Annotated in this window: 24 protein-coding genes and 2 pseudogenes; 11 read left to right on the forward strand and 15 right to left on the reverse strand. The window is 44.9% G+C overall.

Going from position 1 to position 25154, the window contains the following annotated elements; genetic code table 11:
• The first annotated feature begins 195 nt into the window (after positions 1–195).
• A complete protein-coding gene (locus DZ860_RS11135; protein WP_120031235.1) occupies positions 196–582 on the forward strand; it encodes a universal stress protein in 387 nt (128 codons plus the stop codon).
• A 208-nt stretch (positions 583–790) separates the two neighbouring features.
• Here the strand turns inward: DZ860_RS11135 and DZ860_RS11140 are convergent, their stop codons facing one another.
• Positions 791–1825: a ferredoxin--NADP reductase gene (locus DZ860_RS11140; RefSeq protein ID WP_120031237.1), complete on the reverse strand. Its 1035-nt coding sequence runs from the start codon at positions 1823–1825 to the stop codon at positions 791–793.
• A 54-nt stretch (positions 1826–1879) separates the two neighbouring features.
• The gene (locus DZ860_RS11145; RefSeq protein WP_120031238.1) at positions 1880–3100 is read right to left on the reverse strand and encodes an acyl-CoA dehydrogenase family protein; all 1221 of its coding nucleotides are present in this window, start codon (positions 3098–3100) and stop codon (positions 1880–1882) included.
• Positions 3101–3650: 550 nt separating this feature from the next.
• Between DZ860_RS11145 and DZ860_RS11150 the strand changes: the two genes are divergently transcribed.
• Positions 3651–3902, forward strand: coding sequence for a hypothetical protein (locus DZ860_RS11150; protein ID WP_120031240.1), 252 nt, complete (start codon positions 3651–3653; stop codon positions 3900–3902).
• A gap of 166 nt (positions 3903–4068) precedes the next feature.
• On the opposite strand, the gene DZ860_RS24425 is transcribed toward DZ860_RS11150, so the two are convergent.
• On the reverse strand, positions 4069–4239 hold the full coding sequence (locus DZ860_RS24425) for a hypothetical protein (protein ID WP_165862890.1): 171 nt from the start codon (positions 4237–4239) through the stop codon (positions 4069–4071).
• 110 nt (positions 4240–4349) lie between these two features.
• On the opposite strand from DZ860_RS24425, the gene DZ860_RS11160 reads away from it, so the two are divergent.
• From DZ860_RS11160 to DZ860_RS11185, 6 genes and pseudogenes are all read left to right on the forward strand, one after another.
• Positions 4350–5207: a LysR family transcriptional regulator gene (locus DZ860_RS11160; protein ID WP_120031244.1), complete on the forward strand. Its 858-nt coding sequence runs from the start codon at positions 4350–4352 to the stop codon at positions 5205–5207.
• Positions 5208–5319: 112 nt separating this feature from the next.
• The gene (locus DZ860_RS11165) at positions 5320–5841 is read left to right on the forward strand and encodes an NADPH-dependent FMN reductase (protein WP_120031246.1); all 522 of its coding nucleotides are present in this window, start codon (positions 5320–5322) and stop codon (positions 5839–5841) included.
• 247 nt (positions 5842–6088) lie between these two features.
• Entirely contained in the window at positions 6089–6448 is a 360-nt protein-coding gene (locus tag DZ860_RS11170; protein ID WP_120031248.1) for a DUF6559 family protein, read from the forward strand.
• A gap of 540 nt (positions 6449–6988) precedes the next feature.
• Positions 6989–7120, forward strand: a pseudogene (locus DZ860_RS24955) (type II toxin-antitoxin system RelE/ParE family toxin); the annotation flags it as partial.
• Positions 7107–7421, forward strand: a complete 315-nt coding sequence (locus tag DZ860_RS11180; RefSeq protein WP_120031251.1) for a helix-turn-helix domain-containing protein — start codon at positions 7107–7109, stop codon at positions 7419–7421. The pseudogene DZ860_RS24955 and the gene DZ860_RS11180, both read left to right, overlap by 14 nt.
• 1248 nt (positions 7422–8669) lie before the next feature.
• Positions 8670–9056: a hypothetical protein gene (locus tag DZ860_RS11185; RefSeq protein WP_120031253.1), complete on the forward strand. Its 387-nt coding sequence runs from the start codon at positions 8670–8672 to the stop codon at positions 9054–9056.
• A gap of 212 nt (positions 9057–9268) precedes the next feature.
• Here the strand turns inward: DZ860_RS11185 and DZ860_RS11190 are convergent, their stop codons facing one another.
• The 11 genes from DZ860_RS11190 to DZ860_RS11240 all read right to left on the reverse strand — a co-directional run bounded on the left by DZ860_RS11190 (position 9269) and on the right by DZ860_RS11240 (position 20630).
• On the reverse strand, positions 9269–10846 hold the full coding sequence (locus tag DZ860_RS11190) for an amidase (protein WP_120031255.1): 1578 nt from the start codon (positions 10844–10846) through the stop codon (positions 9269–9271).
• A gap of 1 nt (position 10847) precedes the next feature.
• Entirely contained in the window at positions 10848–11726 is an 879-nt protein-coding gene (locus tag DZ860_RS11195; RefSeq protein WP_120031257.1) for an SDR family oxidoreductase, read from the reverse strand.
• 98 nt (positions 11727–11824) lie between these two features.
• Positions 11825–12976 (reverse strand): acetyl-CoA C-acetyltransferase, encoded by a 1152-nt coding sequence (locus tag DZ860_RS11200; RefSeq protein WP_120031259.1) that lies wholly within the window; start codon positions 12974–12976, stop codon positions 11825–11827.
• Positions 12976–14046 carry an acyl-CoA dehydrogenase family protein gene (locus DZ860_RS11205; protein ID WP_120031260.1) on the reverse strand — a complete coding sequence of 357 codons (1071 nt, stop codon included), beginning with the start codon at positions 14044–14046 and terminating at the stop codon, positions 12976–12978. The genes DZ860_RS11200 and DZ860_RS11205 overlap by 1 nt, the downstream gene beginning before the upstream one ends.
• Before the next feature lie 8 nt (positions 14047–14054).
• Positions 14055–15206: an acyl-CoA dehydrogenase family protein gene (locus tag DZ860_RS11210; RefSeq protein ID WP_120031262.1), complete on the reverse strand. Its 1152-nt coding sequence runs from the start codon at positions 15204–15206 to the stop codon at positions 14055–14057.
• Positions 15207–15268: 62 nt separating this feature from the next.
• Positions 15269–16039, reverse strand: a complete 771-nt coding sequence (locus DZ860_RS11215) for an enoyl-CoA hydratase family protein (protein ID WP_120031264.1) — start codon at positions 16037–16039, stop codon at positions 15269–15271.
• Entirely contained in the window at positions 16040–17134 is a 1095-nt protein-coding gene (locus tag DZ860_RS11220; protein ID WP_120031266.1) for an NAD(P)H-dependent flavin oxidoreductase, read from the reverse strand.
• 5 nt (positions 17135–17139) lie between these two features.
• The gene (locus DZ860_RS11225) at positions 17140–18024 is read right to left on the reverse strand and encodes an enoyl-CoA hydratase (protein ID WP_120031268.1); all 885 of its coding nucleotides are present in this window, start codon (positions 18022–18024) and stop codon (positions 17140–17142) included.
• Positions 18021–18851, reverse strand: coding sequence for a CoA-transferase subunit beta (locus DZ860_RS11230; protein WP_120031270.1), 831 nt, complete (start codon positions 18849–18851; stop codon positions 18021–18023). Before DZ860_RS11230 ends, DZ860_RS11225 begins: the two co-directional genes overlap by 4 nt.
• A gap of 11 nt (positions 18852–18862) precedes the next feature.
• The gene (locus DZ860_RS11235; RefSeq protein ID WP_120031272.1) at positions 18863–19738 is read right to left on the reverse strand and encodes a CoA transferase subunit A; all 876 of its coding nucleotides are present in this window, start codon (positions 19736–19738) and stop codon (positions 18863–18865) included.
• Entirely contained in the window at positions 19731–20630 is a 900-nt protein-coding gene (locus tag DZ860_RS11240; RefSeq protein ID WP_120031274.1) for a VOC family protein, read from the reverse strand. Before DZ860_RS11240 ends, DZ860_RS11235 begins: the two co-directional genes overlap by 8 nt.
• Positions 20631–20987: 357 nt before the next feature.
• Between DZ860_RS11240 and DZ860_RS11245 the strand changes: the two genes are divergently transcribed.
• The 3 genes from DZ860_RS11245 (at position 20988) to speG (ending at position 24257) form a co-directional block, all read left to right on the forward strand.
• Positions 20988–22352 (forward strand): acyl-CoA dehydrogenase family protein, encoded by a 1365-nt coding sequence (locus DZ860_RS11245; protein WP_120031276.1) that lies wholly within the window; start codon positions 20988–20990, stop codon positions 22350–22352.
• Positions 22349–23539, forward strand: coding sequence for an acyl-CoA dehydrogenase family protein (locus DZ860_RS11250; protein ID WP_120031277.1), 1191 nt, complete (start codon positions 22349–22351; stop codon positions 23537–23539). Before DZ860_RS11245 ends, DZ860_RS11250 begins: the two co-directional genes overlap by 4 nt.
• Positions 23540–23729: 190 nt before the next feature.
• Positions 23730–24257 (forward strand): spermidine N1-acetyltransferase, encoded by a 528-nt coding sequence (gene speG / locus DZ860_RS11255; protein WP_165862891.1) that lies wholly within the window; start codon positions 23730–23732, stop codon positions 24255–24257.
• Positions 24258–24615: 358 nt separating this feature from the next.
• Here the strand turns inward: speG and DZ860_RS11260 are convergent.
• Positions 24616–25154, reverse strand: a pseudogene (locus DZ860_RS11260) (iron-containing alcohol dehydrogenase); the annotation flags it as partial.

The following is a 25154-nucleotide window of genomic DNA, read 5'->3' on the forward strand; positions in this document are numbered from 1 at the left end:
TCATTCAGATTAGGAAAAAACATCTTTCTCAACATCGTCCATTGAGACTATCGAATAAAAATCAATAAAATATATCTAAACAGAGGTTATGAAGTGGCAAGGCGCACAGGCTTGAAAGGCTAGACAAAACAGATGAGTCAGATGAGCAATGCTAGACTTAAAGCTGCGTATTAGAACTCATCAAGGGAGAGCGTCATGAGGTATGAACATATTTTGGTGGCTGTTGATCTAACTAAATCCAGCAAGGATGTCATCAATAAAGGGATTTCCTTAGCGAAAAACGCAAATTCTAAGTTGTCATTTGTTTATGTCGATGTTGATAAAGTTGTCTTAGAACCTAAAGAAGAACAGACGTTACATCAACAGTTACAAACACTCGCAGATGAAGCAGATTATCCAGTAACAAATACTTTAGTCGTTATCGGCGATCTACATATAAAGCTCTCTGGCCTAGTAAAAAACATGAATATTGACTTGGTCGTTTGCGGTCATCATCATAAGTTTTTGAGCCGTTTTTCCTCTTCCGTTCCCAAATTAGCTAATGCTGTAGAAGCTGACTTATTAGTGGTTTATCTCTCCTAAACCACACCATCTTGAATGGCTAACTAAATAGAGAATTAATAATGAAGCCGAAATCACACTCCTACTAGCTGTTGGGTTAACCCTAACAACAAAAAAACGGGAGACATTGTCTACCCGTTTTTATTTCTATCCCACTCACCAATTGAACCTCACTATTTAACCTCACACAATTAAGCTTCGTGGCTTAGTAAGACTCTGACTAGTGGGATTACGTAAAACGAATTTTTACTATATCTGAATGCGGTATTGCCTGGCAGCTCAAAATAAGGTTTTGTTTAATATCACGCTCATCAAGCACCTCATTAACCAACATACTCACCTCTCCCTCAACGACCTCGCACATACAAGATGCGCAAAGACCACTACAACAAGAATAAGGGAGCTCTACCCCAGAACGTTCAGCGGCATTAAGCAGTGTCTCATCTGGCTTCCAAGCAAAGCGATGAGTATTGCTGCCTATCTCCACTGTCGTATCACACTCTGAAAACGTATCCGACATAGTCACATTTTCTGAGCTAGAAACGGAATCCGCCGATGGTGCAACAAAACGTTCAAGATGAATTGCCGATTTGGGAATATCTAAATGGAATAATGCCAATTCTACCGCATCCATAAATGGCGCAGGACCACAAATGAATACCTTGCTCGATGGCGACATCGCGCTCGCTAATGATGTTAGAAATAACTGGCTCGGTATCCCACTAAGGCTTTCAAGCAAATGAATAACCTCTAAACGATTAGGGTAATCTGCCTGCAGTTTTTTCAGTGAATCTTTAAATATCACTGATTCTTCATCTCTATTTGCATAGATTAGACGAATACGAGCATTCCCCTTAACCAACGCAGTTCTGAGTATTGAATAGACTGGGGTGATACCACTACCGCCAGCAAATAGTAACAGCTCATCATCAAAACTCTTTGGAACGAACACACCAGAGGGCGGCATGACATCGATACTGTCCCCCGCTTTGATGTGATCGCAGAGATAATTTGATACTCGTCCACCCTCAACACGCTTGATTGACACTTGTAACTCTTCGTCTAATTCAGGCGAGCTCGACATAGAATAACAGCGCAATTGCTGTCCGCCATCCCATGGCACTCGGAGAGTAAGAAATTGCCCCGGTTGATATTGATATAAGGAGCGCAGAGATTCAGGCACCTCAAAGCGCAACGAAATAGCCGCTTCGGTTTCTTCAATAACTTGCTTAACGACAAGAGAATGATAATGAACTGTCGACATAGGTGATCCTCAATAAACAGGGTTGGCAAAGCCACATTAGATCAGCAAAATTCGCTAAACAAATGGGTCCATATTGGGCATACCAAGCATCACCGAGCCTTGGGCACGCATATAAGCATCAGTGTTATTCGCAATGTGACCACGAGCTTGATGAATATCTCGAACGATTCGTTCAATCGGATTTGAACGATACAGCCCAGAAGCGGCACATGCTCTAAGTAGTGAATCAACTTGCTCTGCACACAGTTTTGGCACTGCCGCTGATTGTGCGCGTTGCATCAAGCGTTCTTCAACTTCAAGAGTTCGATCATCACGGATGTTATCAACGATGCGTCCATAGTTACGAAGCAGTACCAACTTAAGTTGATCGCTAAGCATCATGGCATCACATACTGCATATTGTGCATTTGGATCTTCCGCCGTTTTGCTGCCGTGCTTACCAATATGGGCACTCGCACGCTCTCTAAACTCATCAATCGCACCATCAAGCGCACCGATACAAGCCGAAGATACTGCGCGTTGAAAAACTTGAGTGAATGGAATTTTGTATAACCAGCTTGGGTTTGTTTCGCGCCCCGGACAACCATCATTACTATGATTATTAGTTCGTTGAACGCGATGCTCAGGAACAAATGCACCTTCAACTACAATGTCATGACTTCCTGTCGCTCTTAGGCCATGTACATCCCAATTTTTTTCAATTAAGAAATCTGACTTAGGCAGTAGGAAAGTCGCATGCTCCAGCTCTTCAGGATTATCTTTTTTCGGTAAAAGTGCACCAAGGAAAATCCACTCACAATGTTCACAACCACTTGAGAATCCCCAGCGACCTGTGAATTTGTAACCCCCCTCAACTTTCTCCGCTTTACCCACAGGCATATACGTTGAAGCGATACGAGTACTCGAATCGTCTTTCCATACATCTTGTTGTGCTTGCTCTGGAAACAGTGGCAACTGCCAATTGTGGACGCCAATAACACCATAAATCCACGCCGTAGACATACAGCCTCGAGCCAAGATCATCTGGATTCGATAAAACACTCGTGGATCAAGTTCATAGCCACCCCATCGCTTAGGTTGCAATACTCGAAACAAGCCAGCTTCTGCAATGTCAGCCACTGACTGGTCCGGTACTTTTCCATCGACGTCTGCTTGACGAGCTCGCTCTTTCAACGTCGGAATTAACGCTGTTGCTTTCTCAATAAGATCAAGCGCCTCTGGCGTGAGGTAGTCTTCTTTGACTTCATGTGACGTTATTTCTTGATAGATTGCCATGTTTATTCTCCTAAACACCCACGCCGATTCAGAATGGTTTCGACGCTATTCTCTTTGATTAGTCTTTACGAGATTTCCACACTTTAAGTGGGTACTCATCGTCAATATGGACTAACCAAGCAATCATGAAAGAACCATCAATTAATCATCAACTATTCATCAAAACTTACGCCTGCTGGTTAAAACCATCACAACTACACGTACCAAACCGCGTTATGCACTGCCACGATAGAAACAGTCTCAAAAACCGTGGTAGAAACGTCATATCATCGAGATAAAAACGCAAAATTAAAATGCTAAATTAAAAGGACAGACACCTTAAACGCTATTATGAATTGCGTTACTTTATGGCATCTATTGAGGTAAATTCGCTGAAATCCTCTTAAATTCTTTTAAATGTCGATAAAAGTACATAGCTTACCCAACACCCATTGGGGAGGAATCTTCGCTCATCAAACTACTCCTCTAAAACCACCCAAATCAGCACTCGTTGGATTTTGTGAATAATGGGGCTAAAGTAGTAATAAGATTCAGCATTGAGGACATAATCATGAGCCCAGAAGACAAATTATTATTTGATAAGATGATTGCATTGGAAGGTAAAGATTTAACGCAGTTAACTGAGCAAGAAAAAGCCGTATTTGATGAATTTGAAGCACGTGCCCATGAGTTTGGAGTCACTATTGAGGTTGCAACAGAGGCTCCCATCGCTGATGTAAAACAATACACCTCGCCTTATGAAACCAATCAAATGAAACAACACTTTCCCAATCAAATCATCATTAAACGAGCTGTGGATTAAACTAATTAACCCGTTATTTTTGCGCTGCTTTATCAACAAGTAGCCAACTTAATCGCCTCTACGATAATGCGATAGTCTTGTTACTATTAGAGCTAAAGTCGTTTTTGTTAAGCAAACCACTTCGTGTTGATACAAGAAGTGGTTTGTTGATCTGATTTAACGCCTGTTAAGACTTCTCAAAAGTACCGATCACTTTTATCACACCTGACATCGCGTCATTCACATCCACTTTTTTGGTTGAAGTCAGCATAGACTCTGTATTTTGTTTAATACGTTCTCTTAATGCTTGTAGCTCTTGCTGTGTTGAAGTTAGCTCGTTTGAAGTATTGGTTTTCATGTTTTGCATTTCTAGATTGATACGTTCAATTTGTTAGGGAGATGTCGCCATTCTATCTACAATCAATATGACGTATAGTTACTTTCCATCTAAAAAATAGATAGATACGCATGTTCAATCTCAACCAGTTAGAAACTCTCGTGCTGTGCGTCGAATGTGGATCTTTTTCCGCGGCTGCGAGAAAACTAAGAAAAGCTCAGTCAGCGGTTAGCACAGCCATTGCTAACTTAGAAATTGATACCGGAATCCAAATTTTTGACCGTTCTTCCCGTTTTCCCGTTTTAACGGATCAAGGTGAGCAGCTGTATCAGCGAGCTGTTGCTTTAGTGGACTACTCTCAAAGCATCGAGAACATGATTCATGCATTCAGTTCTGGAATTGAGGGTAAGATATCTATTGCCATTAATCCTATTCTCCTCACACCAAGTTTTTATCAAATGATTGGTGAATTTTATTCACGCTTTCCAGATACAGAGCTAAATCTATACAGTGAAAGTAACGATAACGTCGCTCACTCAGTAGTGAACCACAAAGCAGATATTGGCTTTATGACATTTGGCAACAGCCTTCCGAAAGGGATTGAAGTAGGCATGATTGGCTATCTACCATTTTCTGTGGCCGTTCATCATACTCACCCTTTACTCAATGACTCACAGCTTGTATTCGAACAGTTGAAAAAACATCGACAAATTATCTTGCTCGATGAGAATAGCCAATACAGCACACCATTGTCGCCAAGCATCACTTATGTAAACAGTATTGAGTCCGCCATTGAATTACTAAAACTCGACAGCAATTGGCTACTGATCCCTAATCATGTAATTAACAAATATCCAGAGATCAGGATATTGAAACTACCTAAAGAAGAAACAGATTGGCTCATTCAGATTGATAGAATTACGGTTAAAGAAAAAAACATAGGTGTAGCACTCGAATGGTTGCAACGAAAGAGTAGCGAGTGCTTTTAATTGCAAGTCATATGGAAATAATGATTACACATTAACCCTATTAATCAAAATATGGAATCAAAGTAAACTCCCCTCATCAACCGAATTGAGCAAAAGCACTGAGGAATAGCAGATGAAAGTATTAGCGTTTGGCGCAAGCAACAACCAGAATTCAATTAACCAACAATTGGCTCACTACGCAGCAAAGCAAGTTCCAAACGCTGAGATCACAATGTTGGATATCAACCAACTAGAAATGCCTATCTTTAGTGATGAACGCGAAAAAGAACTTGGCCAACCTGAGCAAGCTAAGCAATTTTTCCAAGCAATCAGCGATGCAGATCTTATTGTTATCTCTTTCGCTGAGCACAATGGTTCTTACACTGCGGCCTATAAGAACGTGTTCGATTGGACAACGCGTATCGACATGCAAGTATTCCAAGGTAAGCCTGTCATCATGCTAGCGACTTCACCCGGCCCTGGCGGTGCAGCGAGTGTATTGGCAGCCGCAACAGGTTCAGCGCCTTACTTTGCAGCGGACGTAAAAGCGAGCATCTCTTTACCAAGCTTTTACGAGAACTTCGACATGGAAACGGCGCAAGTCACATCTGAAGAGTTCAATCGTCAGCTACTAGATACCATTGAAACGCTATAACAAATTAAAGTACGTCGACTTTATACATTTGCCTTAGACGTGTACTTTGATAAAAACGCCCGCTCAGTCTGACTAGCGGGCGTTTTTTCGTCTAAAGATTTAACTTGAAATTGCCAATGATTGTTAGTGTGTATTTCCACTAACGTCCTCTTTAGCAGTAAGTGTTTGACTTGGTTTTCCTCATGCCTGTAATGTGTTCTAAACATGGTATACGACCAATAAAGATAACAGTGAAGTTGAGGGTAATATGTTTCGATATATCCAACGCCGTCGAGTAAAGAAAGTCATTAAGGCACTGTCACCAATATTGCAAAAAGGGTATGGAAGCCGTGATTACTTCACTGTAGGACAAATACAAGCCAATGTGACAACACTGTGTAAACGCCAACAGCAAATTACGTTCGCATTATTTGCTGATCCTCTCGATTTAGATTTGGCGAATAATCCTGCTCTTAGCCAAATTCGCCACGATATTTCATACGATTTCTTTTTAGCCAATGAATTTAATGCTCGCGACGTGCTTAATTTACTAGGTAAAGGTGGATGGAAAGGCGGCCGTATGAATGATGATATGTCACATAGAATGGGGATGACGAGTCGTTATTAAGTTAGAGATCGTTGTAGAGGGATGTTCTCGATATTTCTACCTATCGCCCCTATCTACTTATGAGTACCGTTCTACTTGAAATAAATTAGAGGGGCAGACACCTTACCGTCTGTTCTAGTTTGCTGACTCTGTATGTCCCGCTTAAAACTACCGAGCGTTTCTTTCACCTTGCGAATGCGGGCCAATAACTCTTTGTCTTGCCAAAGAGTCATCAGAAAGGCGCTTTTTGTTCGAGGGTGCTATCCGGTCGGTTTTAGGCGTTCCCGACGCCGAAAGCCTAAAAATTCGTCCTGAATTTTTCCCTCGTGTGGTTGGAAACTTTTGGCTAATTGGAGTGTGAAACGTTCGCTCTTCTGCTGTGCAAATAACGAACAACACAAGATGGACACCATATCTTCAACGTTTGGCATTTCGTCCCTCCCCTTACTGAAAAAGAAAATTGGCCTAAAAACACAATAAAGGGGAGGTTAGGAGGGGTCATTCGGCTTAGTGATGAGAGTACTGGATGGGCAACTTTGTCAACTGTACGTTAATCACGTATACTTTGCGTATGAAAAGTGTCGTTTCTACTTACTGACCATTTATGGCAAGAATGAAATGTCCGATTTAACCGCAGACCAGAAGAAACAGCTAAAAGCTTTTGTGGAGACATGGCGTAATGAGCAATCGTGATCTATTTGCAGAGTTAAGTTCAGCACTTACTGAAGCTAAAGAGCATTCAGAGGGCAAACTAACCCTTAAAACTCATAAAGTTAACGACATTAGTGAGTTAAATATCTCACCTGATGAAATCGTGAGTATTCGTGAACAGTTTAATATGTCTCGTGGTGTGTTTGCTCGTTTGTTACACACATCATCTCGTACATTAGAAAGTTGGGAACAAGGTCGAAGCGCACCAAATGGACAAGCGGTAACGCTTTTAAAATTGGTTCAGCGTAACCCAGAAACTCTTTCGCACATAGCTGAGCTATAACAACAAACGCCCGCTAGTCCAAACTTCGCGGGCGTTTTCGTTATATCCACCCTACTCCATAATAAGCAGAATGAATATTGAGCTTAGGGATTAAAAGGGACAGACACCTTACAGTCTGTTCAAGTTTGCCGACGCTGTATGTCCCGCTTAAAACTGCCGAGCGTTTCTTTCGCCTCGCGCATGCGGGCCAATAACTCTTTGCCTTGCCAAAGAGTCATCAGAAAGGCGCTTTTTGATCGAGTGTGCTAAACGGTCGGTTTTAGGTGTTCCCGACGCCAAAAACCTAAAAATTCTGTCCTGAATTTTTTCCTCGTGTGGTTGGAAACTTTTGGCTAATTGAAGTGTGATAAGCAGGCTCCATTTTTGTAAATAATGAACAGCATAAGGTGGTCACCATATCTTCAACGTTTGGCATTTCGTCCCTCCCCTTGCTGAAAAATAAAATTGGCCTAAAAACACAACAAAGGGGAGGTTAGGAGGGGTCTTTCGGCTGAATGATGAGAGGATTGGAGAATTAGAGAGACAGACACCTTAAGGTCTGTTCTAGTTTGCCGACGCTGTGTGTCCCGCTTAAAACTACCGAGCATTTCTTTCACCTCGCGAATGCGGACCAATAACTCTTTGTCTTGCCAAAGAGTCATCAGAAAGGCGCTTTTTGATCGAGTGTGCTGTCCGGTCGGTTTTAGGCGTTCCCTACGCCGAAAACCTAAAAATTCTGTCCTGAATTTTTTCCTCGTGTGGTTGGAAACTTTTGGCTAATTAGAGTGTGAAACGTTGGCTTTTCCATTTAGTAAATAATGAACAGCATAAGATGATCACCATATCTTCAACGTTTAGCATTTCGTCCCTCCCCTTAGTGGAAATAAAATTGGCCTAAAAACACAATAAAGGGGAGGTTAGGAGGGGTCTTTCGGCTCTATTTAAAAGTTCGACAAAATCGCTTAGTGCTCACATTGCACTAACAACTATACCTAATTCACTTCTACCCCATTCCGAGCTGGCAACTAGGAAGGAATCCTTCGCAGTGGCCTAAATCACCTTTGTTCCTTCCCTTTCTAGGGCTTTTTTCCTTTTATTGTCTTCGAAGATTTTTTTAAATTTTTCTTATCAATCATGACTCTCCATAAGTATCTAATTTTATTTACACATTCCTCTTAAGATGGAAATACCCCACAAACGGTAAATGATTCAATGTGATAACTTATCTGATAGTTAAACAAAAGACGTCAGTAAGGATTAACTTAAACTATGAATAAATATGATTTAAGTAAGCAGTTTGGTTCTATCGAAAAGATTACCAACAGTGGTTTAAGTAAACATTTCAGTTCTATCGAAAAAATTACTCGTAGCGATTTAAGTAACCAGTTTAAGTTTATGAACAGAACTTGCAAATCTCCTTTGCCCTCCTTTCATGAGGACAATCCGATTAATATTGAATACACCGGCACTAAGCAAAGTGGGGAACAAGTGAACAATACCTATAATATAAATTCAGAAGCAGTACAGGTTGGTGATCACAACATACTGGTCACAACGAGTGTTGCTGCAAAGCTTAAAAGTGTGCTAGAAAGTAATATTGTTGTGGCAGTAGTTTCTACATTACTTGCATTTATATTGGATAAATATTTAATGTGACATTTCTAATTTGGCTTTGCCATACATGATTTGATTAATAGATTGCGAAACTAGATAATTCGCTGACAAGCTTCTATCCAAAACCAAACCACAAACTACTCTAGCAATATTACCCCTCCAGAAATAACAAACGCCCGCTAGGTCATACTTAGCGGGCGTTTTTGTTGTATCCCCCCTACTTCATAGTAAGCAGAATGAATAATGAACCTAGGTTAGATAGTACTCGGCATGCGGTCACTCCACGGGAGGGCGGTTTCTAGCTCTGCTGCCAATGAAAGTAACAATGGTTCTTGACCAAATCCGGCGCCAAAATGCACGCCAATGGGTAGATTTTCTGCATTCCAGTGCAAAGGTACTGACATAGCAGGTAAACCCGTCATATTAAATAACGCCGTGATGGGTGACGCTTTAATTACCTCTTGCACAAACGCATCGTATGGTTGGTAAAGCGTCAGTTCGCCAATTTTAGGTGGCGGCCCAGCCGTAACCGGCGATAAGATCACATCGTATTGATTGAAGAAATCATCAAATACTTTGCCACCCTCGTCGAATGCTTTACGTGCATCATAAACTTGCTGCGCTGTGAATGTTTTCGCGCGCTGGATATGCTGCCAAACAATCGGAGAAAACTCATTCTCTACCGCTGCTCGTCCAACAATGGCTTCTCGTTCACGAATGGCATGAAGCACACCACTGGATGTGGCGATTCCCATACCGGTAAACATATCTTTAATTGGCAATGCTGGCGTTGCGTATTCCACCTGATGGCCGAGAGAAGTCAGTAACTCGGCCGTCTTGTTTACCGCGTCTAAACAGTCTTGATCAATCGGTAAACCAAATGGATGCGTCGCCATCACCGCCACTTTCAAACGCTTTGGTGGGCGTGCAATCGCTGCAACAAAATCGGTATTTTGATGGTGTATACGCGAACCAGACTCTGAACCACTGGTCACTTCAAGAAGTTTTGCTGTGTCTCTTACCGTTCGGGTAATCACGTTATGGACAGACAACCCCATCCAACCTTCAACCTGACCGGGGCCCATCGGAACTAAGCCACGACTCGGTTTTAACCCAAACACACCACAGTGCGAAGCTGGGATTCGGATCGAACCACCGCCATCACTGGCGTGGGCAGCCGGAAGAATACGAGCAGCAACGGCGACAGCAGAACCCCCACTTGAACCACCTGAAGAGTAGCGTACGTCCCATGGATTTAATGTATCACCATGAAGCTTAGATTCTGTCGTGGCAGTTTGACCAAACTCTGGGCTGCTCAACTTAGCAAGAATGTTAAGCCCGGCCGCTTGATAACGATCGGTCAATGTTGAGTTCTGCTTCGCTAGAGCGTCTTTATAGAACTCACTGCCATTGGTTGTAATGGTGTCTTTGAGCTGGATATGAAGATCTTTCAAGGCAAAAGGAACACCTTGCAGTGGCGCTTTCTGATAGATAGCTTCGCGCTGTTTCGCTGAGTAGCCACTTTGTTCAATCGCTTTTTCTCGCGCTTGGTCAAAGTGATTCACCGTCAGCAAATTGAACTGCTTGCGCTGCTCAAATCTTGCGGTTGCTGCATCAAACAGCTCTAACGGTGTGACTTCCCCTTTTTTGAGCAACTCGCTCATATCGGTTAAGTCCCAACGCTCATATTCTGGTAATGGCAAAGATTGTTGCTTAGCAGAACCCGATAACGCATTGGCATTCGCGACAAAGCTCACGCCAGATGCCACGAGTGCACCAGTGCCTAACCCACCTTTAATAAGCTGGCGACGACGACGATCGATCTCTTCCATATTACGATCCCCATACTTTTTGAGCAGGGACAGCTTCATCGAGCAGAGCGTCAATCGATGGGCCAACTTGCTCTAATGTCCACTTCGCGCCTTTGTCTTCGGTAACACCCGTGCGCCAACCATCACCCAAGGAGATACGACCGCCTTGGCTTTCAAATATTTGCCCTGTCACATGAGAAGATTGCGCACTGCCAAGCCACACGACAATCGGTGCGACGTTTTCTGGAGCCCATAAATCGAAGCTGTCATCTTCTGGTTTTTTCACCACATCCGGCATGGCACTTTCGGTCATGTGAGTACGCGCTGCTGGCGCTAACGCATTACTAGTGATGCCATAACGCTTTAATTCTGCGGCTTGAACTAACGTTAAACTCGCTACTCCACCTTTTGCAGCCGAATAATTAGACTGGCCAATCGAACCCTGTAGCCCAGCTCCTGAAGTCGTATTGATAATGCGAGCATCGACTGGCGTGCCCGCTTTGGCCAAATCGCGCCAACGACGAGCCAAGATATTCGCTAAGCAAAAATGACCTTTAAGATGCACTTGCATCACTTTATCCCAGTCAGATTCAGTCAAGCTGACAAACATTCTGTCAGCCAAGATCCCAGCATTATTGACGAGAACATGTACTTCACCAAACTTCGACAGGGCCGCATCAACAATCAACTGAGCACTGTCTAGGGCTGTAATATCGTTACTGTTCGCTATCGCCTTGCCACCTGCTGTCACAATTTCATCAGCAACCGCCGCTGCCGCATCATGGCGAATATCATTCACAACAACATTGGCACCTTCTTTGGCAAAAGCCAATGCATACGATCGACCAAGTCCGCCGCCTGCACCGGTAATGATCACTGTGCGTCCGCTACACCATTCCATTGTCTCTCCTTAACTTATCGTCACGTCATGGCAGACGGATTAATGTTCGTATTAATTTCGTATCGCCATGACGTATTTGCTCTGTCTATAATCGTGATTTAAAGCCGTTCGATGATAGTCACATTCGCCAAACCACCGCCTTCGCACATGGTTTGCAAACCAAAACGCCCACCTCGACGCTCAAGTTCATGCAGTAATCCAGTCATCAATCTTGCCCCCGTCGCCCCCAATGGGTGACCAAGTGCAATGGCGCCACCATTCACATTCATACGCTCGTGATCGCAGCCCGTTTCTTTCATCCATGCCATCGCTACCGAAGCAAACGCTTCATTCACTTCCGCCACATCGATATCATCTATGGTTAATCCGGCCTTTTTCAACGCCGCTTTGGTCGCTGGAATTGGAGCCGTTAGATGCCAAATAGGATCATCCCCCAACACACTAATGTGGTGGATACGTGCGCGAGGCGTTAAGTTATAACGCTTGAGCGCCTCTTCTGAGACGATCAACAGCGCAGAAGAAGCATCGCAAGTTTGGCTTGAGACTGCCGCAGTGATAGATGGATAACTCTCTCCAACAGGATCAAGCTCTGCCATTTTTTCAACAGAGGTTTGTCTTGGTGTTTCATCTGCGCTTAGCCCTGCAATTGGGACAATTTCACGCTCAAAATAACCCTCATCACGAGCTGCGATTGCACGGCGATGGCTTTCGAGGGCAAACGCTTCCATTTCTGCGCGCGTCACGTCCCAATGATCGGCAATCCGTTGAGCGGCATAAAACTGATCGACGGGTGCATCCCCAAAGCGTGCACTCCAACCCTCACTTTGAGCAAATGGAGTGGTAAAACCCAGAGGTTGGCCGGCGAGCATCGCAGAAGAGATGGGGATTTGAGTCATGGTTTGTACGCCACCGACTGCAATGACATCTTGAGTACCACTCATCACCGCTTGAGCAGCAAAATGAATCGCTTGTTGCGAAGAACCACACTGACGGTCAACGGTTGTCCCCGGCACGTTCAGTGGTAAACCTGCGGCTAACCAGCTGGTTCTTGCGATGTTGCCCGCTTGAGAGCCAATCGTATCGACGCAACCAAAAATCACATCATCGTAATCTTCAGCGGGGATCGCGTTACGTTCTACTAAGGCTTTCAACACATGAGCGCCCAGATCGATGGCGTGAATATCGGATAAACTTCCCTTACGTCGCCCTGTTGGCGTTCTGATCGCATCGACAATATATGCTTGTGCCATTAGCCTCTCCCAAATGTTGATTCTGGACCAGCGCTCACCAAATCTTGTGCAAGCGTGGAGTGGACAAAGTCACACAACCTCTGCTGATGAGATGCTTTTGAACCCCAGTAAGACTCTAGTGCCCATGTTCTTTTCATGAACATTTGCAGATCGACTTCCCAGGTATAACCCATGGCACCATGAACTTGAATGCCTTGCTTAGCAGCTAAATGTGCCGCTTTTGCCGCGTACAATTTGGCTTGAGAAACATGCAAATCAACGTCAGGATGCCCGGTCTCAAGCGAGTGTGCAGCGCGGTATAATACTGGGCGAGCAAACTCTATTTCTTTGGCTACGTCAGCTAAGTGGTGCTTAATCGCTTGGAAACTACCAATGGCACGACCAAATTGTTTTCGTTGCGCGACATAATCAACGGAGAGATCCAGCATCCGTTGCGCCAACCCTAATAACTGTCCAGAGGTTGCTAATGCTCCTCGGTTAAACAGTTGTTCTTTAACCTGCTTACCTTGCTCGCCACCGACTAGCTTGGTTTCATCAGTCGGATTCCAAGCCACTTTCGCCAATCTTCGTGATGAATCAATGCTGGTGCACGGAACAACATCAACCAGATCGCGTTTCACTGCATGTACATCATCACCATCGATTAATAACAACAAGTCAGCCAAATGCGCGTCCGCGACTAAAGGGTTTTCAGGATGAGAAACCGCGACACGCAGTGAACCAGTAGAAATGTGCTCAAGCCATTCATCACGTAATGTGGATTGTGGCAGTGCGCTGAGTAAGCCAACGGCGGTATAACCGGTATCAGCAATAACGTCAGGAATACAGTAATAGCCAAGTTCTTGAGTCAACAAAGACCAAGCAACATCACCCATGCCGATGCCGCCGTTTTCTTCTGGAACAGAGACGGCAAGCATCCCCTGCTCCGCGATATTACTCATCAGTTTTGGTGAACGTCCTGAGTCAGTTTCCCAGATCTCTCGCAGCACTTCCGGTGCAGTTTCCGTCATCAAAAAACGGCTAATTGCATCCTTAAAGGCCAACTGATCTTCTGTGAATGTAAAATCCATTTTTCACCTCAACTTTTTGGTAGATCAAGCATTCGCTCAGCAATGATATTACGCTGGATCTCATTGGTTCCGGCGTAGATAGGACCCGCTTGGGCAAATAAGAATCCCTCAAGCCATCGCGTGCTGGCTTCGTTGGTCAACTCACCGCGTGCGCCTAAAATCTCCATGGCGAGTTCATGCATTTTCAAATCAAGCTCAGACCAAAAAATCTTATTCACACTCGATTCTGCACCAATTTTTTCGCCCTTACTCAAACGCCCTACCGTGTAATATGCCGATAGAGCATAGGCTTGCGCATCAGACCAAGCATTAGCAACGTCTACTGCAAGCGCTGGGTTTTGCGCGGCGTGAGTTTGGTTTTCATGGAACAGCTTAATCAGTTCACGCGCCGTCTGTTGGAAACGTGCTGGCGAACGCAGTAACAAGCCACGCTCAAAGCCCGCGGTCGCCATCGCGACTTGCCAACCTTTACCCTCTTCACCGATACGGTTTTGAGCCGGAACGCGAACGTTGTCAAAAAAGATCTCGGCAAACGCTTCTTTACCATTTAACGCTTTAATTGGACGAATCGTCACACCTGGGGTATCGAGTTTTACCATCAAATAAGATAAGCCATGGTGACGTACCGAATCCGGATCGCTGCGAAACAGTCCAAAACACCAATCAGCGAAAATCGCTCGTGTAGACCAGGTTTTCTGACCATTGATGACGTACTCATCGCCATCAAGTACCGCTTTACTGGTAATCGCAGCCATATCAGAACCAGCATTAGGTTCAGACCAAGCTTGCGCCCACATGTCATCACTCGACGCCATACGAGGCAAAAACTGCTGTTTTTGTTCCTCGGTACCAAAATCAATCAGTGTAGAACCAAGAAGTAATTGGCCATTTTGATTGACGCGCATTGGAGCGCCAGCGCCGTAGTATTCTTCTTCAAAAATGAGCCAATCAATTAAGTCACAGCCTCGGCCGCCCAAGTCTTCTGGCCACATCACCATTGATAGGCGTGCTTCGTAGAGTTTTTTCTCCCACGCGCGATGTTGCTCAAAACCCTCTTTGGTGTCGTAACTTGCCAAAGGCTCGCGCGGGACGTTGCTTGCAAGCCATTGGCGTACTTCGTCGCGAAAGGCTCGTTGTTTATCGGTAAAATGTAATTCCATGGTGGTTTATGTCCTCCATAACCAATTAACCTGAACTCGGAATAACCTAAAATCAGTTCAGATTAGTCAAAACGTGCTTCGCGTTTTTCGACAAACGCTCGTCTTGTTTCAGCCGAGTCCGGCCTTGTATAGGCTTCTAATGTAAATCCTTGCTCCCAGCGATATTTGGCTTCTAGATCACCATCTTCGATTCCATTGAGTGCTTCTTTGGCAATTCTTATCATCGCTGGACTTTTCGCGGCAATCTTACCCGCGATCTCCAGTGCGGCTTCTCTTAACTCGGTTTTAGGAACAATGCGTTCAATAAATCCATACCGATCCGCCTGTTGTGCCGTAACGGTTTCACCCGTGAAAAACATATAACGCACTTTTTGTACTGGGAATAAGCGTTGCAAGTGGGCACCGCCGCCCATTGCTCCACGATCAACCTCAGGTAGTGCGAATGTGGCACATTCAGAAGCCACCACAATGTCAGCGGCTCCTGTAATTCCAATACCGCCACCAAGCACATAACCATGCACTGCAACAATCACAGGTACAGGGCTACGGTGAACCGCTTTAAATGTGGCGTAATTTCCTGCATTAACCTGAACGATACGCTCAGGGTATTGATCCAACTCTTTAATATCGACGCCAGCGCAAAAGCCACGGCCTTCTGAGCGAATAACAATGACGCTCACATGCTCTTGCGTACCAAGCTGTTCAATCGCTTGCGCCAATTCCAACCACTCACGGCTATCTAGTGCATTAACCGGTGGCCTTGCAATAACCAGTTCGGCGATACCGTTATCAACAACAATGCTAAAAGCACTGGTTTGGTTTTGTTCTTTCATTTAACTCACTTCCTTATGCTGATAGGCCAAATCATTGGCGTTGTTGTGATACAAACTGATTAAGCACTGATTGGCTTCATCAACAATTTCATTTATCAAAGCATCGACTGAGATCAATTCATTGATTGCAGCGGCGACTTGTCCGCTCGGTAAAATACCTTGATCTGGATGCCCATCGACCATTGAGTGTTGCAATAACACCGGTTGGTTCGCAGCCATAACGGTTTGTGAAAGTTCTGCCGGATCTTCTTTCAATGACTTGAAGAAAACACTCATCATATGAACTAACGTCATATCGGTTTGCTTCTTCCATTTCCATGCACTTGATAGTGCGATAAATAAGCGTCCCATGGCGGTCGATTTTTCGAGTTTCTTAATCAATGCGGTCGAGATCATGCGATGTCGTAAGCCATCCACTGCGGTGGTCACTTGAATCTTCTGTGGATCATGCACGGCTAGATATCGTTCAAGCGTGGTGCTTGGTGTTGGTGAGTCGGTCGTCATTAAAAAGCGAGTGCCCATCGCAATGCCGCAAGCGCCAGCGGCGAGCGCAGAAGCAAGGCCACGACCAGTAGAAAAACCACCAGCAGCGATAACAGGAACATCAACCGCGTCTAAAACTTGAGGAAGTAATATTGAAGAGGGAACACCACCAGTATGACCGCCACCTTCCGCACCTTGGATAGTGACCATGTCCGCGCCCAATTTCACTGCGCTAATCGCGTGTTTTACTGCGCCGACGGTCGGAATACACAGTACACCTGCCGCTTTTAGGCGAGCAATAGTCTGTTTATCTGGACCGCGACCGTAGCTGATCGCTTTAAGTTTATACTCAATCGCAAGGTCAACACATTGCGCCGCATTTTCTTGAAACATGTGAAAGTTGAGGCCGAAGTTACGACTGCCCGTCTCAGAGATGACTCGTTTGATTTCATCTTCTAGTTCATCCGCAACTATCGTGGCGCCAGCAAGAAAACCAAAGCCTCCGGCTTTGGTCGTGGCTATGACTAAGTTTGAATCCGACACCCAACCCATTGCTGTTTGCACGATAGGGTATCGACATCCTAGTTTGCGTGTTAATTCTGTCTGTAACATGATTCCTACCTCCCTTTTGCGGACTCGGTCTCTTGTTGCTTATTCGCTTGCGCCATCGCTTTAGCGTCAAAACCAGAAAGTTTATCACCGGAGATCAATTGATTATGAGTATGAGCAAAATGGTGGAAACCAAACGCCATATCCATGGAGGTCCGTTTACCCATGATATCTTCGACGGTATTCACCACTTGTTTAGTCAGTTGCAAACCCAATCTTGGCATGGTCGCTATCTTACCGGCCATTTTAAAGGTTTCTGCTTCCAAGTCGGCTTTAGCTACCACACGGTTCACCATGCCAAGCTCATAGGCACGTTGGGCGGTCATCCTTTCACCCAAGAAAAGAAACTCTTTAGCCATTCGAGGATTCATCTCAAATACGTGAGCGAAATACTCCACACCGGGAATCCCCATTCTCACCACCGGATCTTGAAAGAAGCTATCTTCCGAACAAACAATCAAGTCACACACCCAAGCCAGCATCAATCCACCAGCAACACAAGCGCCATGGACCATAGCGATAGTTGGTTTTGGCATATCTCGCCAGCGACGACACATACCTAAATAGGCTTCTTGCTCTCTCGCATAAAGAAACTCACCACCAGGTTTGTTGGTATGGTCATACCAAAGACTGGCGCGATCGAAGCTTTGGTCAATATCACGACCGGGAGAACCAATATCATGCCCAGCTGAAAAGTGTTTTCCGGCGCCGCATAAGACGATAGCTTTGACTTCATCGTCATCACACGCGAGCTTAAACGCTTTATCAAGCGCGTAAGTCATTTGTCCATTCTGTGCATTGTTGTATTGCGCTCTTGCCATAGTGACAACTGCAATACCCTCTTTGATGTGGTACTCAACCACATCATCAATCAAGATTGGGGCTTCATTCATACAAGGCTCTCCTTAACCGCTTTCGACTCCTCTCGAACCCCTGATGGGTTACCTTTAAGTTGACGAGAGCGAATATTATCTGGGTCAAGTTGAGCAATAATGGCGAGCTGTTCTTCTGTTGGTGCTGGCGTAATCACCACATTGTCAGGAACAAAAATTTCAAAACCTGTATTCGCGACAACTTCATTCACTGTCACCCCTGGGTGCAAACTAACTAAACGCAACTGGTTATTTGGCCCTTGCCAATCCATCACCGCAAGGTTAGTAATGACCAAACGAAGATCAATATCATCAAGAGAGTAACCTTTCGGTAGTCGAGCCGGATTTTTACCAATAGATGCCACCATGTCACATTCGCCGCTAACAAAAACTCGGCTGTTATGGTCTGGTACAAAAAACGAGTTGGCATGGCAAATCGAATTACCTGGGAAGCCTCTTACGCCCAGCATCTGTACTTTTGGACGCTGGTAATCACTGCCCAGTGCGGAAATATTGGATTGACCATACTGATCGATTTGAGTCGGACCAACCATGGCGTGGCGTTTCTTACTCCAAACATTATCGAAAATGCGAGAAAAACCCATCCACGTTTCATTTTTTTGCACGAACTGCTCGCCGCGCTGACCAATGGGATTCGGTTCTGAAAGTAGAAATGCTTCCGAATCCGTCATCATTAAATCTGTGTTGACCGTCTTCATCGCTAGGCTTGCCGCCAAGCGAGGGATAACACCAATGCCGGTCGCTAATACTTCGCCATCGTGACGAAACGCCTCTGCGCCAGCGCAAATCATTAATTCCGCAAGGCTATAATCTTGTGCTGCTTTCATCGAATCGTCCTCTAGTAAACTGGCAGTGATAACTGGCGAATAGCATCCAAGCCACCCACTTTTTCTTGGTAGGCTAGTTCATCGCTGTTTTGGATGTACTTGCTGAAGTAGCCCTCAAAACCACCCTCTCGAGCTGAAGAGGCGTACTCTTTAAAGTGAGCAGTATCAAAGCCATACAAAGGAGCACAAGACGTAGGGTGAGCACCACCAGCCACTTCAATCACGCCAGTCGTTTGGCTACGTTCCCACAGTACATAACGCGATTCTTCTGCATCATAAAATGCCTCTGACTCGACAATTTCTTCACAACTGACGAACGTTTTATCCGCAGCACGCGCAAACCAATCATCCATATAATGATCTGGGCCTTTAATTTGGCACACACCACGACGGTCAGCTCGATCAACATGAAGTAAAGCGACATCCAACTTTAACGCTGGCATCGCAACCCATTCTTTTTCATCGTATGGACTATCAATCACTTTCAGTTCAGAGTTAACCGACAACACATCAGTACCTAAGCCCAGCGCAGTAGGAATATATGGGCAACCCCAAGCTGCCGCTCGCAAGCCAAGCAGCATCATGCCCTCGTCGATTTCCATTACCTCCAATTCACCACTTTGACGTGCTTGGCGGAAAAAAGGTTCGAGAGGAATAAAGTCGAGTGACACAAACGCAAAAACGAGTTTTTTCACTTTTCCTGCCGCACACAACATGCCGACATCAGCACCGCCGTAGGCAACAATCGTGAGATCTTTCACATCAGAGTTTAGAATGGCACGAATCAACGCCATCGGTTTACGACGAGGTCCCCAGCCGCCAATACCAATCGTCATTCCGTCTTCCAGTGAATCTACCATCTGGTCAATGGTCATTTCCTTATTCATTGCCTTTCTCCTGTCCCACTGAAAAATCGTGTCCCCACAAGCTCACACGGGTAAATTCAAATGCGCGATGGTCATCCCAATCGACTTGCAAGCCACCGTGGCCAAACTCAAGATCAAAATCAGATGGGGTTTTCATATAAAAAGAGGTCATTTTGTCATTTAAGTGCTGACCTAATGTCGCCGACAGCGGCACGTCATGAGCGATGCGTCGGTCATTAGCTCGGCCAACTTCAGCCATAGAATCCACTTCGACCATCACATGCACACAGCCCGTCGGGACTGGGAATTCACAAATTGCCAAACTGTGGTGACGTGGGTTTTCACAGTGCATGAAGTAAATGCGCACTGGTGGTGCGTCAGGGGCCGGACGGAAATTGAAAATATCGGAAAGCTGAAAGCCCATCACATCCATCAAGAACTGATAAGTTTCATCAAAATTTGGCGCCGGAAGAACAGTATGCCCAAGGCCCATTTCATCGGTAAGGAAACGCGGTACACCTTGTGGGGAGATAAAGACTTCGCAGCCAGAAAGGAAACCCCAGTAAACTTCATGAGTATTTCCAGCTGGATCATTAAAAATCACTAGCTCTTGAACGCCGCGTTGCTCGCATTGTTCTTTATTACCAAACTCCCACTGAACTTGCTTGTCTGTCAGTTTTGTTACCGCTGCATCAAAAGCACTTTTAGAAGATAGCTCCCAGCCAGAGGCGATATAACGATTTTCAGGGCCTTCAACAATGAGCATTCGATATGGACGGTCATCCATTTTAATGTAGAGACCACCGTTAGGAGCCGTTTGTACCGGCATGCCCAGCACCTGCTCTGCATAGTCTTGCCATTTTTTTAGGTCATTTGTCTGGGCTACAAAATACCCAAGCGCCTTGATATCCATATTCTCGTCCTCTGATTATCACACTACGGCAATTATTAAGAGTTTGTAAATGTCGCTCATCGTCCATTAAGACTAAAGTTCAAACATTGTTTAAAGAGAGGGTGTATCTAGCGACTAAAAATGCCGTATCGCCTTGCAACTATTTGATTAAAATGGGGTGTATGATTCGTAAGTCCACTTTGGAATACGTTATAACTCAGCTCAAAACACCCCTGATATGACCTTTTTTAGGGGGCAACTACACAGTCAACACCACCGTGACTTCAAGTCGAGCCGATATAGTCCACTTGTACGTTGTTCGTTGCACAGCCCCTATGCAATATGGCTTGACGTAATTCTAATAAGCCAAGGGATGACATGAATTTTAGCTACACAGACGAACAAATCATGATTGAGCAAAGTGCTAATGACTTCTTTAGCCAAGTGTGTCCGGTATCCGTAACACGAGAAACGATGGGATCAGAACAGGGCTACGATCGCGAGCTATGGCAGCGAATCTGTGATGACATGTTTTTCCACGGCATCTTGATCCCTGAACAATACGGTGGCTTGGGCCTTGGGTATGTTGAACTGTGTATTGTGCTGGAAAAAATAGGAGCGCAATTAGTTAACTCTCCCTTTCATGCCAGTGCGTGTATGGCAACCACTGCTTTACTGTTGGCGGCAGATGACACACAAAAAACACATTATTTTGAACGTCTTCTTCAAGGAGAAATCGCCACTCTTGCCTATACCAGCGTCAACGTAGGTACTGAGCGAGGATGGGGTTGTGATGCCGTCGAAGTTAGCTTTACAAAGCAAGGTCATCAATATGTACTCAACGGGACCTACCGTTATGTTCCCTACGGCCATCATGCCCAGTGGCTAATTTTAGCAGCGAGAGAACAAGGAATTGAGGGTGAGCAAGGCATTCGTTTGTTTGTCATCGATGCGGATAACGCCAGCATAAGCCCCAAGCATCTCCCAACCATGGACCAAACTCAAAACCTCGCGCACATTCACTTAGAGAACCTAATTCTCGATGCTTCTAATCTGCTGGCAAGCGATCACCATGCGAGCGAAACACTTATGGCTGCGATAGCAGCCGGACAAATTGGCTTGGCTGCAGAGCAACTGGGTGGAACTCAAGCCGTACTTGACCAAACCGTCCAATATACTCAACAACGCACTCAGTTCAATCGAACCATTGCTAGCTTTCAAGCGGTGAAACATCAGGCCGCCGATATGATGTTAAAAGCAGAGGCAAGTCGTTCTGCTGTCTATTATGCAGCCTGCATTGCTGATACTGCCCTACTAACTGCTCAAACCCAACCCGATCAGGCGGATTTACAGCAAGCCGCCAGTATTGCCAAAAGTTATTGTTCCGAGGCCTATTTTTTTAATGCGTCGACTGCGCTTCAATTGCACGGTGGTGTTGGGTTTACATGGGAATTTGATGTGCATTTGTATTTCAAGCGGGCTCAATCTAGTGGCGTCTTACTTGGTAGTAGCGCCTATCATCACCAACAACTCGCCGATCAATTACTCGGTCAATTGGGGCGCAACCATTTACAGAACAATAAGTTAGGGAGCAATAAGTTAGAGAGTCATAAGTTAGAGAGTCATTCCTTAGAGAACCATTCGTTAGAAAACAATGCGTTAGAGAGCAGTACGTTAAAAAATAATACGTTAGCGAGTCAAACGCTAAAGAGTGAAGAACCACAACAAGGAACGACATTATGAAACTGACATTCAGCACTGAGGATGAGCTTTTTCGCAATGAAATCGCCAAGTGGCTTGAGCAAAATCTGACTGGCGAGTTTGAGCCTCTACGTTTTCGTGGTGGCCCGGGGGATGAACACATGTTCACCGAGGAACGTAAAAGCTGGGAACAAAAGCTCGCTCAAGGTGGTTGGACATGTATCGGTTGGTCCCAGCAAGATGGAGGGCGCGACGCAACCATCGAACAACAAGTTATCTTTCATGAAGAGTATGCGCGCGCTGGCGGGCCTGGGCGAGTCGGTCATATTGGCGAGGGTCTCGCTGGGCCAACCATTGCTATGTTTGGCACTGAGGAGCAGAAACAACGTTACCTACCCGGTATTGTTTCAGGTCAAGATCTTTGGTGCCAAGGATATTCCGAGCCAGATGCGGGCTCCGATCTCGCCGCAGTAAAAACCAAAGCAAGCTACGATTCAACAACCAAACATTGGTCGATTAGCGGTCAAAAAGTGTGGACATCTTTAGCAATGGACGCGGATTGGTGCTTCGTTATTGCTCGATGCGAGTCAGGTTCTATCGGCCATAAAGGCTTGGGATTTTTCCTCGTGAGTATGGACCAGACCGAGGTTCAAGTTAGGCCGATTCAACAGCTAACAGGAACAAGCGAGTTCAACGAAGTGTTTTTTGATGATGCCATCGCTGCCGATATTATTGGCGAACCAGGAGATGGTTGGCGCATTGCGATGGCTCTATTAGGGTTTGAGCGAGGCGTGTCGACGCTTGGGCAACAAATGCTATTTCAAAACGAACTCGATGAAGTAATCCAATTAGCCAAAACTAATGGCATGGCAAATAACAGCGATATTCGTCAGCGAATTGCCAAAGCGCACAGTGAACTGACGATCATGCGTTACAACTCTTTGCGCATGTTGTCAGCAACTGATAACGGTCAATTACCTAAAGAAGCGCTCATTTATAAGCTCTATTGGTCTACTTGGCATCGTGATTTGGGTAAGTTAGCTATGGATGTTTTAGGCCCAGAATCTGAAATATTGGCGCAAGGTCCTTATGATTTAACACGCTTACAGTCATTATTCCTATTCACCCGTTCTGACACCATCTATGGCGGCACCAATGAAATCCAACGAAACATCATTGCAGAACGTGGCTTAGGTATGCCGAAAGAGCCTAAATCTCTGAGCGTTTGAGCGTGAAACAAACTATCTTATTTTAAATAAACAACCTCATTTGGCGCGAAGTTAAACCGCGCCAAATTTGTTGGGATAGCGTTAAAATTTTCATTTCCCACCACAAATAATAGTGGTATGTTCTCGAGACAGCATAAGAATCTGTATTTTATGTTATGAACACTATTTTTACTTGTTAATGGAAAGAATCATGGATAATGAAATCCGATTACGCGCCCTTGAGCAAACTGACCTTCGTTTCATTCATCAGCTCAACAACAACCGTTCAATCATGTCATATTGGTTTGAAGAACCCTATGAATCTTATTATGAACTTGAAGAGTTGTTCCGTAAGCACATCCACGACAGCAACGAACGTCGTTTTATCGTAGAGAACGCCGACAAACAATCGATCGGTTTAGTCGAACTTGTTGAAATCAACTCGATTCACCGTAGCGCTGAATTCCAGATTATTATTGCGCCAGATTACCAAGGCTGTGGTTACGCACGTACTTTAATCAACAAAGCATTGAACTATGCGTTTACGATTTTGAACCTGCACAAAGTGTATTTACACGTTGCGGTCAATAACGAAAGAGCGATCCACCTCTATGAGAAGAGTGGCTTTGTTGAAGAGGGTCACTTAGTTAAAGAGATATTCGTGAACGGCGAGTATTGCGATATTAAGCGTATGTATATTCTTCAAGATACTTACCTAGAAAACCGCAATAAGCAGTAGTCGAAATAAGCAGTAGTCGATTTTGTCGTATTCAACGCTCTACGACTCGACCATACCTTTCAATAGTGCCAAACAAATAGTACCTAACATTAGCGCCGAACAATCGTGCCAGTAATGGTGCTGTTGAACAATGTTTTTGAGTAATGTTGTCGAGTAATGTTGTTAAACAATGCTCTTCAAAGATGCCGCTGAATAGTACGGTGCAATGTAGTACGGTGCAATGGTAGAATAAAAAAGGGCTTTCCTTTCTCATTAACCAATGAGTAGGTGAAGCCCTTTGTGTTTCATAACAGACTGTATTAGGTAAGAATCGTGCTAGCGAAAACTCACCTCAAAGCGCCTTTCAAAACGCATCAAATTAAGCGATAGCTTTTTCTTTCTTTGTTTTTGATACATCTTTTAATCCTGGCTTTAAAACCGATTTCGATGCTTCTTGGTCTGCCTTTTTCTTAATGACGCTTGTACCTTCGAAAGTGCTACCCTCAACATATGCAGCGCCGTAGTAAGATGCCGTTAATACCGATCGTAGTTCACTGATAAGTGGGTAACGTGGGTTCGCGCCAGTACATTGGTCATCGAACGCTTCAACGGATAGATCATCCAGTTTTGCAATAAAATCAGCTTCGTTAACACCAGCGGCTTGAATTGATAATGGAATATCAAGCACGACTTTTAGCTCATCTAACCAAGTTAGTAGACGTTCAATCTTCTGAGCAGTGCGGTCACCAGCTTGGCTTAGGCCTAAGTGGTCAGCAACTTCAGCGTAACGACGACGTGCTTGTGGACGGTCGTATTGAGAGAATGCAGTTTGTTTAGTTGGGTTATCATTCGCGTTGTAACGTACAACGTTAGAGATAAGCAGTGCGTTAGCCAAACCGTGTGGTAGGTGGAACTCAG

Origin of the sequence: Vibrio sinensis, assembly GCF_003605645.1 — a bacterium.
GTDB classification, from domain to species: domain Bacteria; phylum Pseudomonadota; class Gammaproteobacteria; order Enterobacterales; family Vibrionaceae; genus Vibrio; species Vibrio sinensis.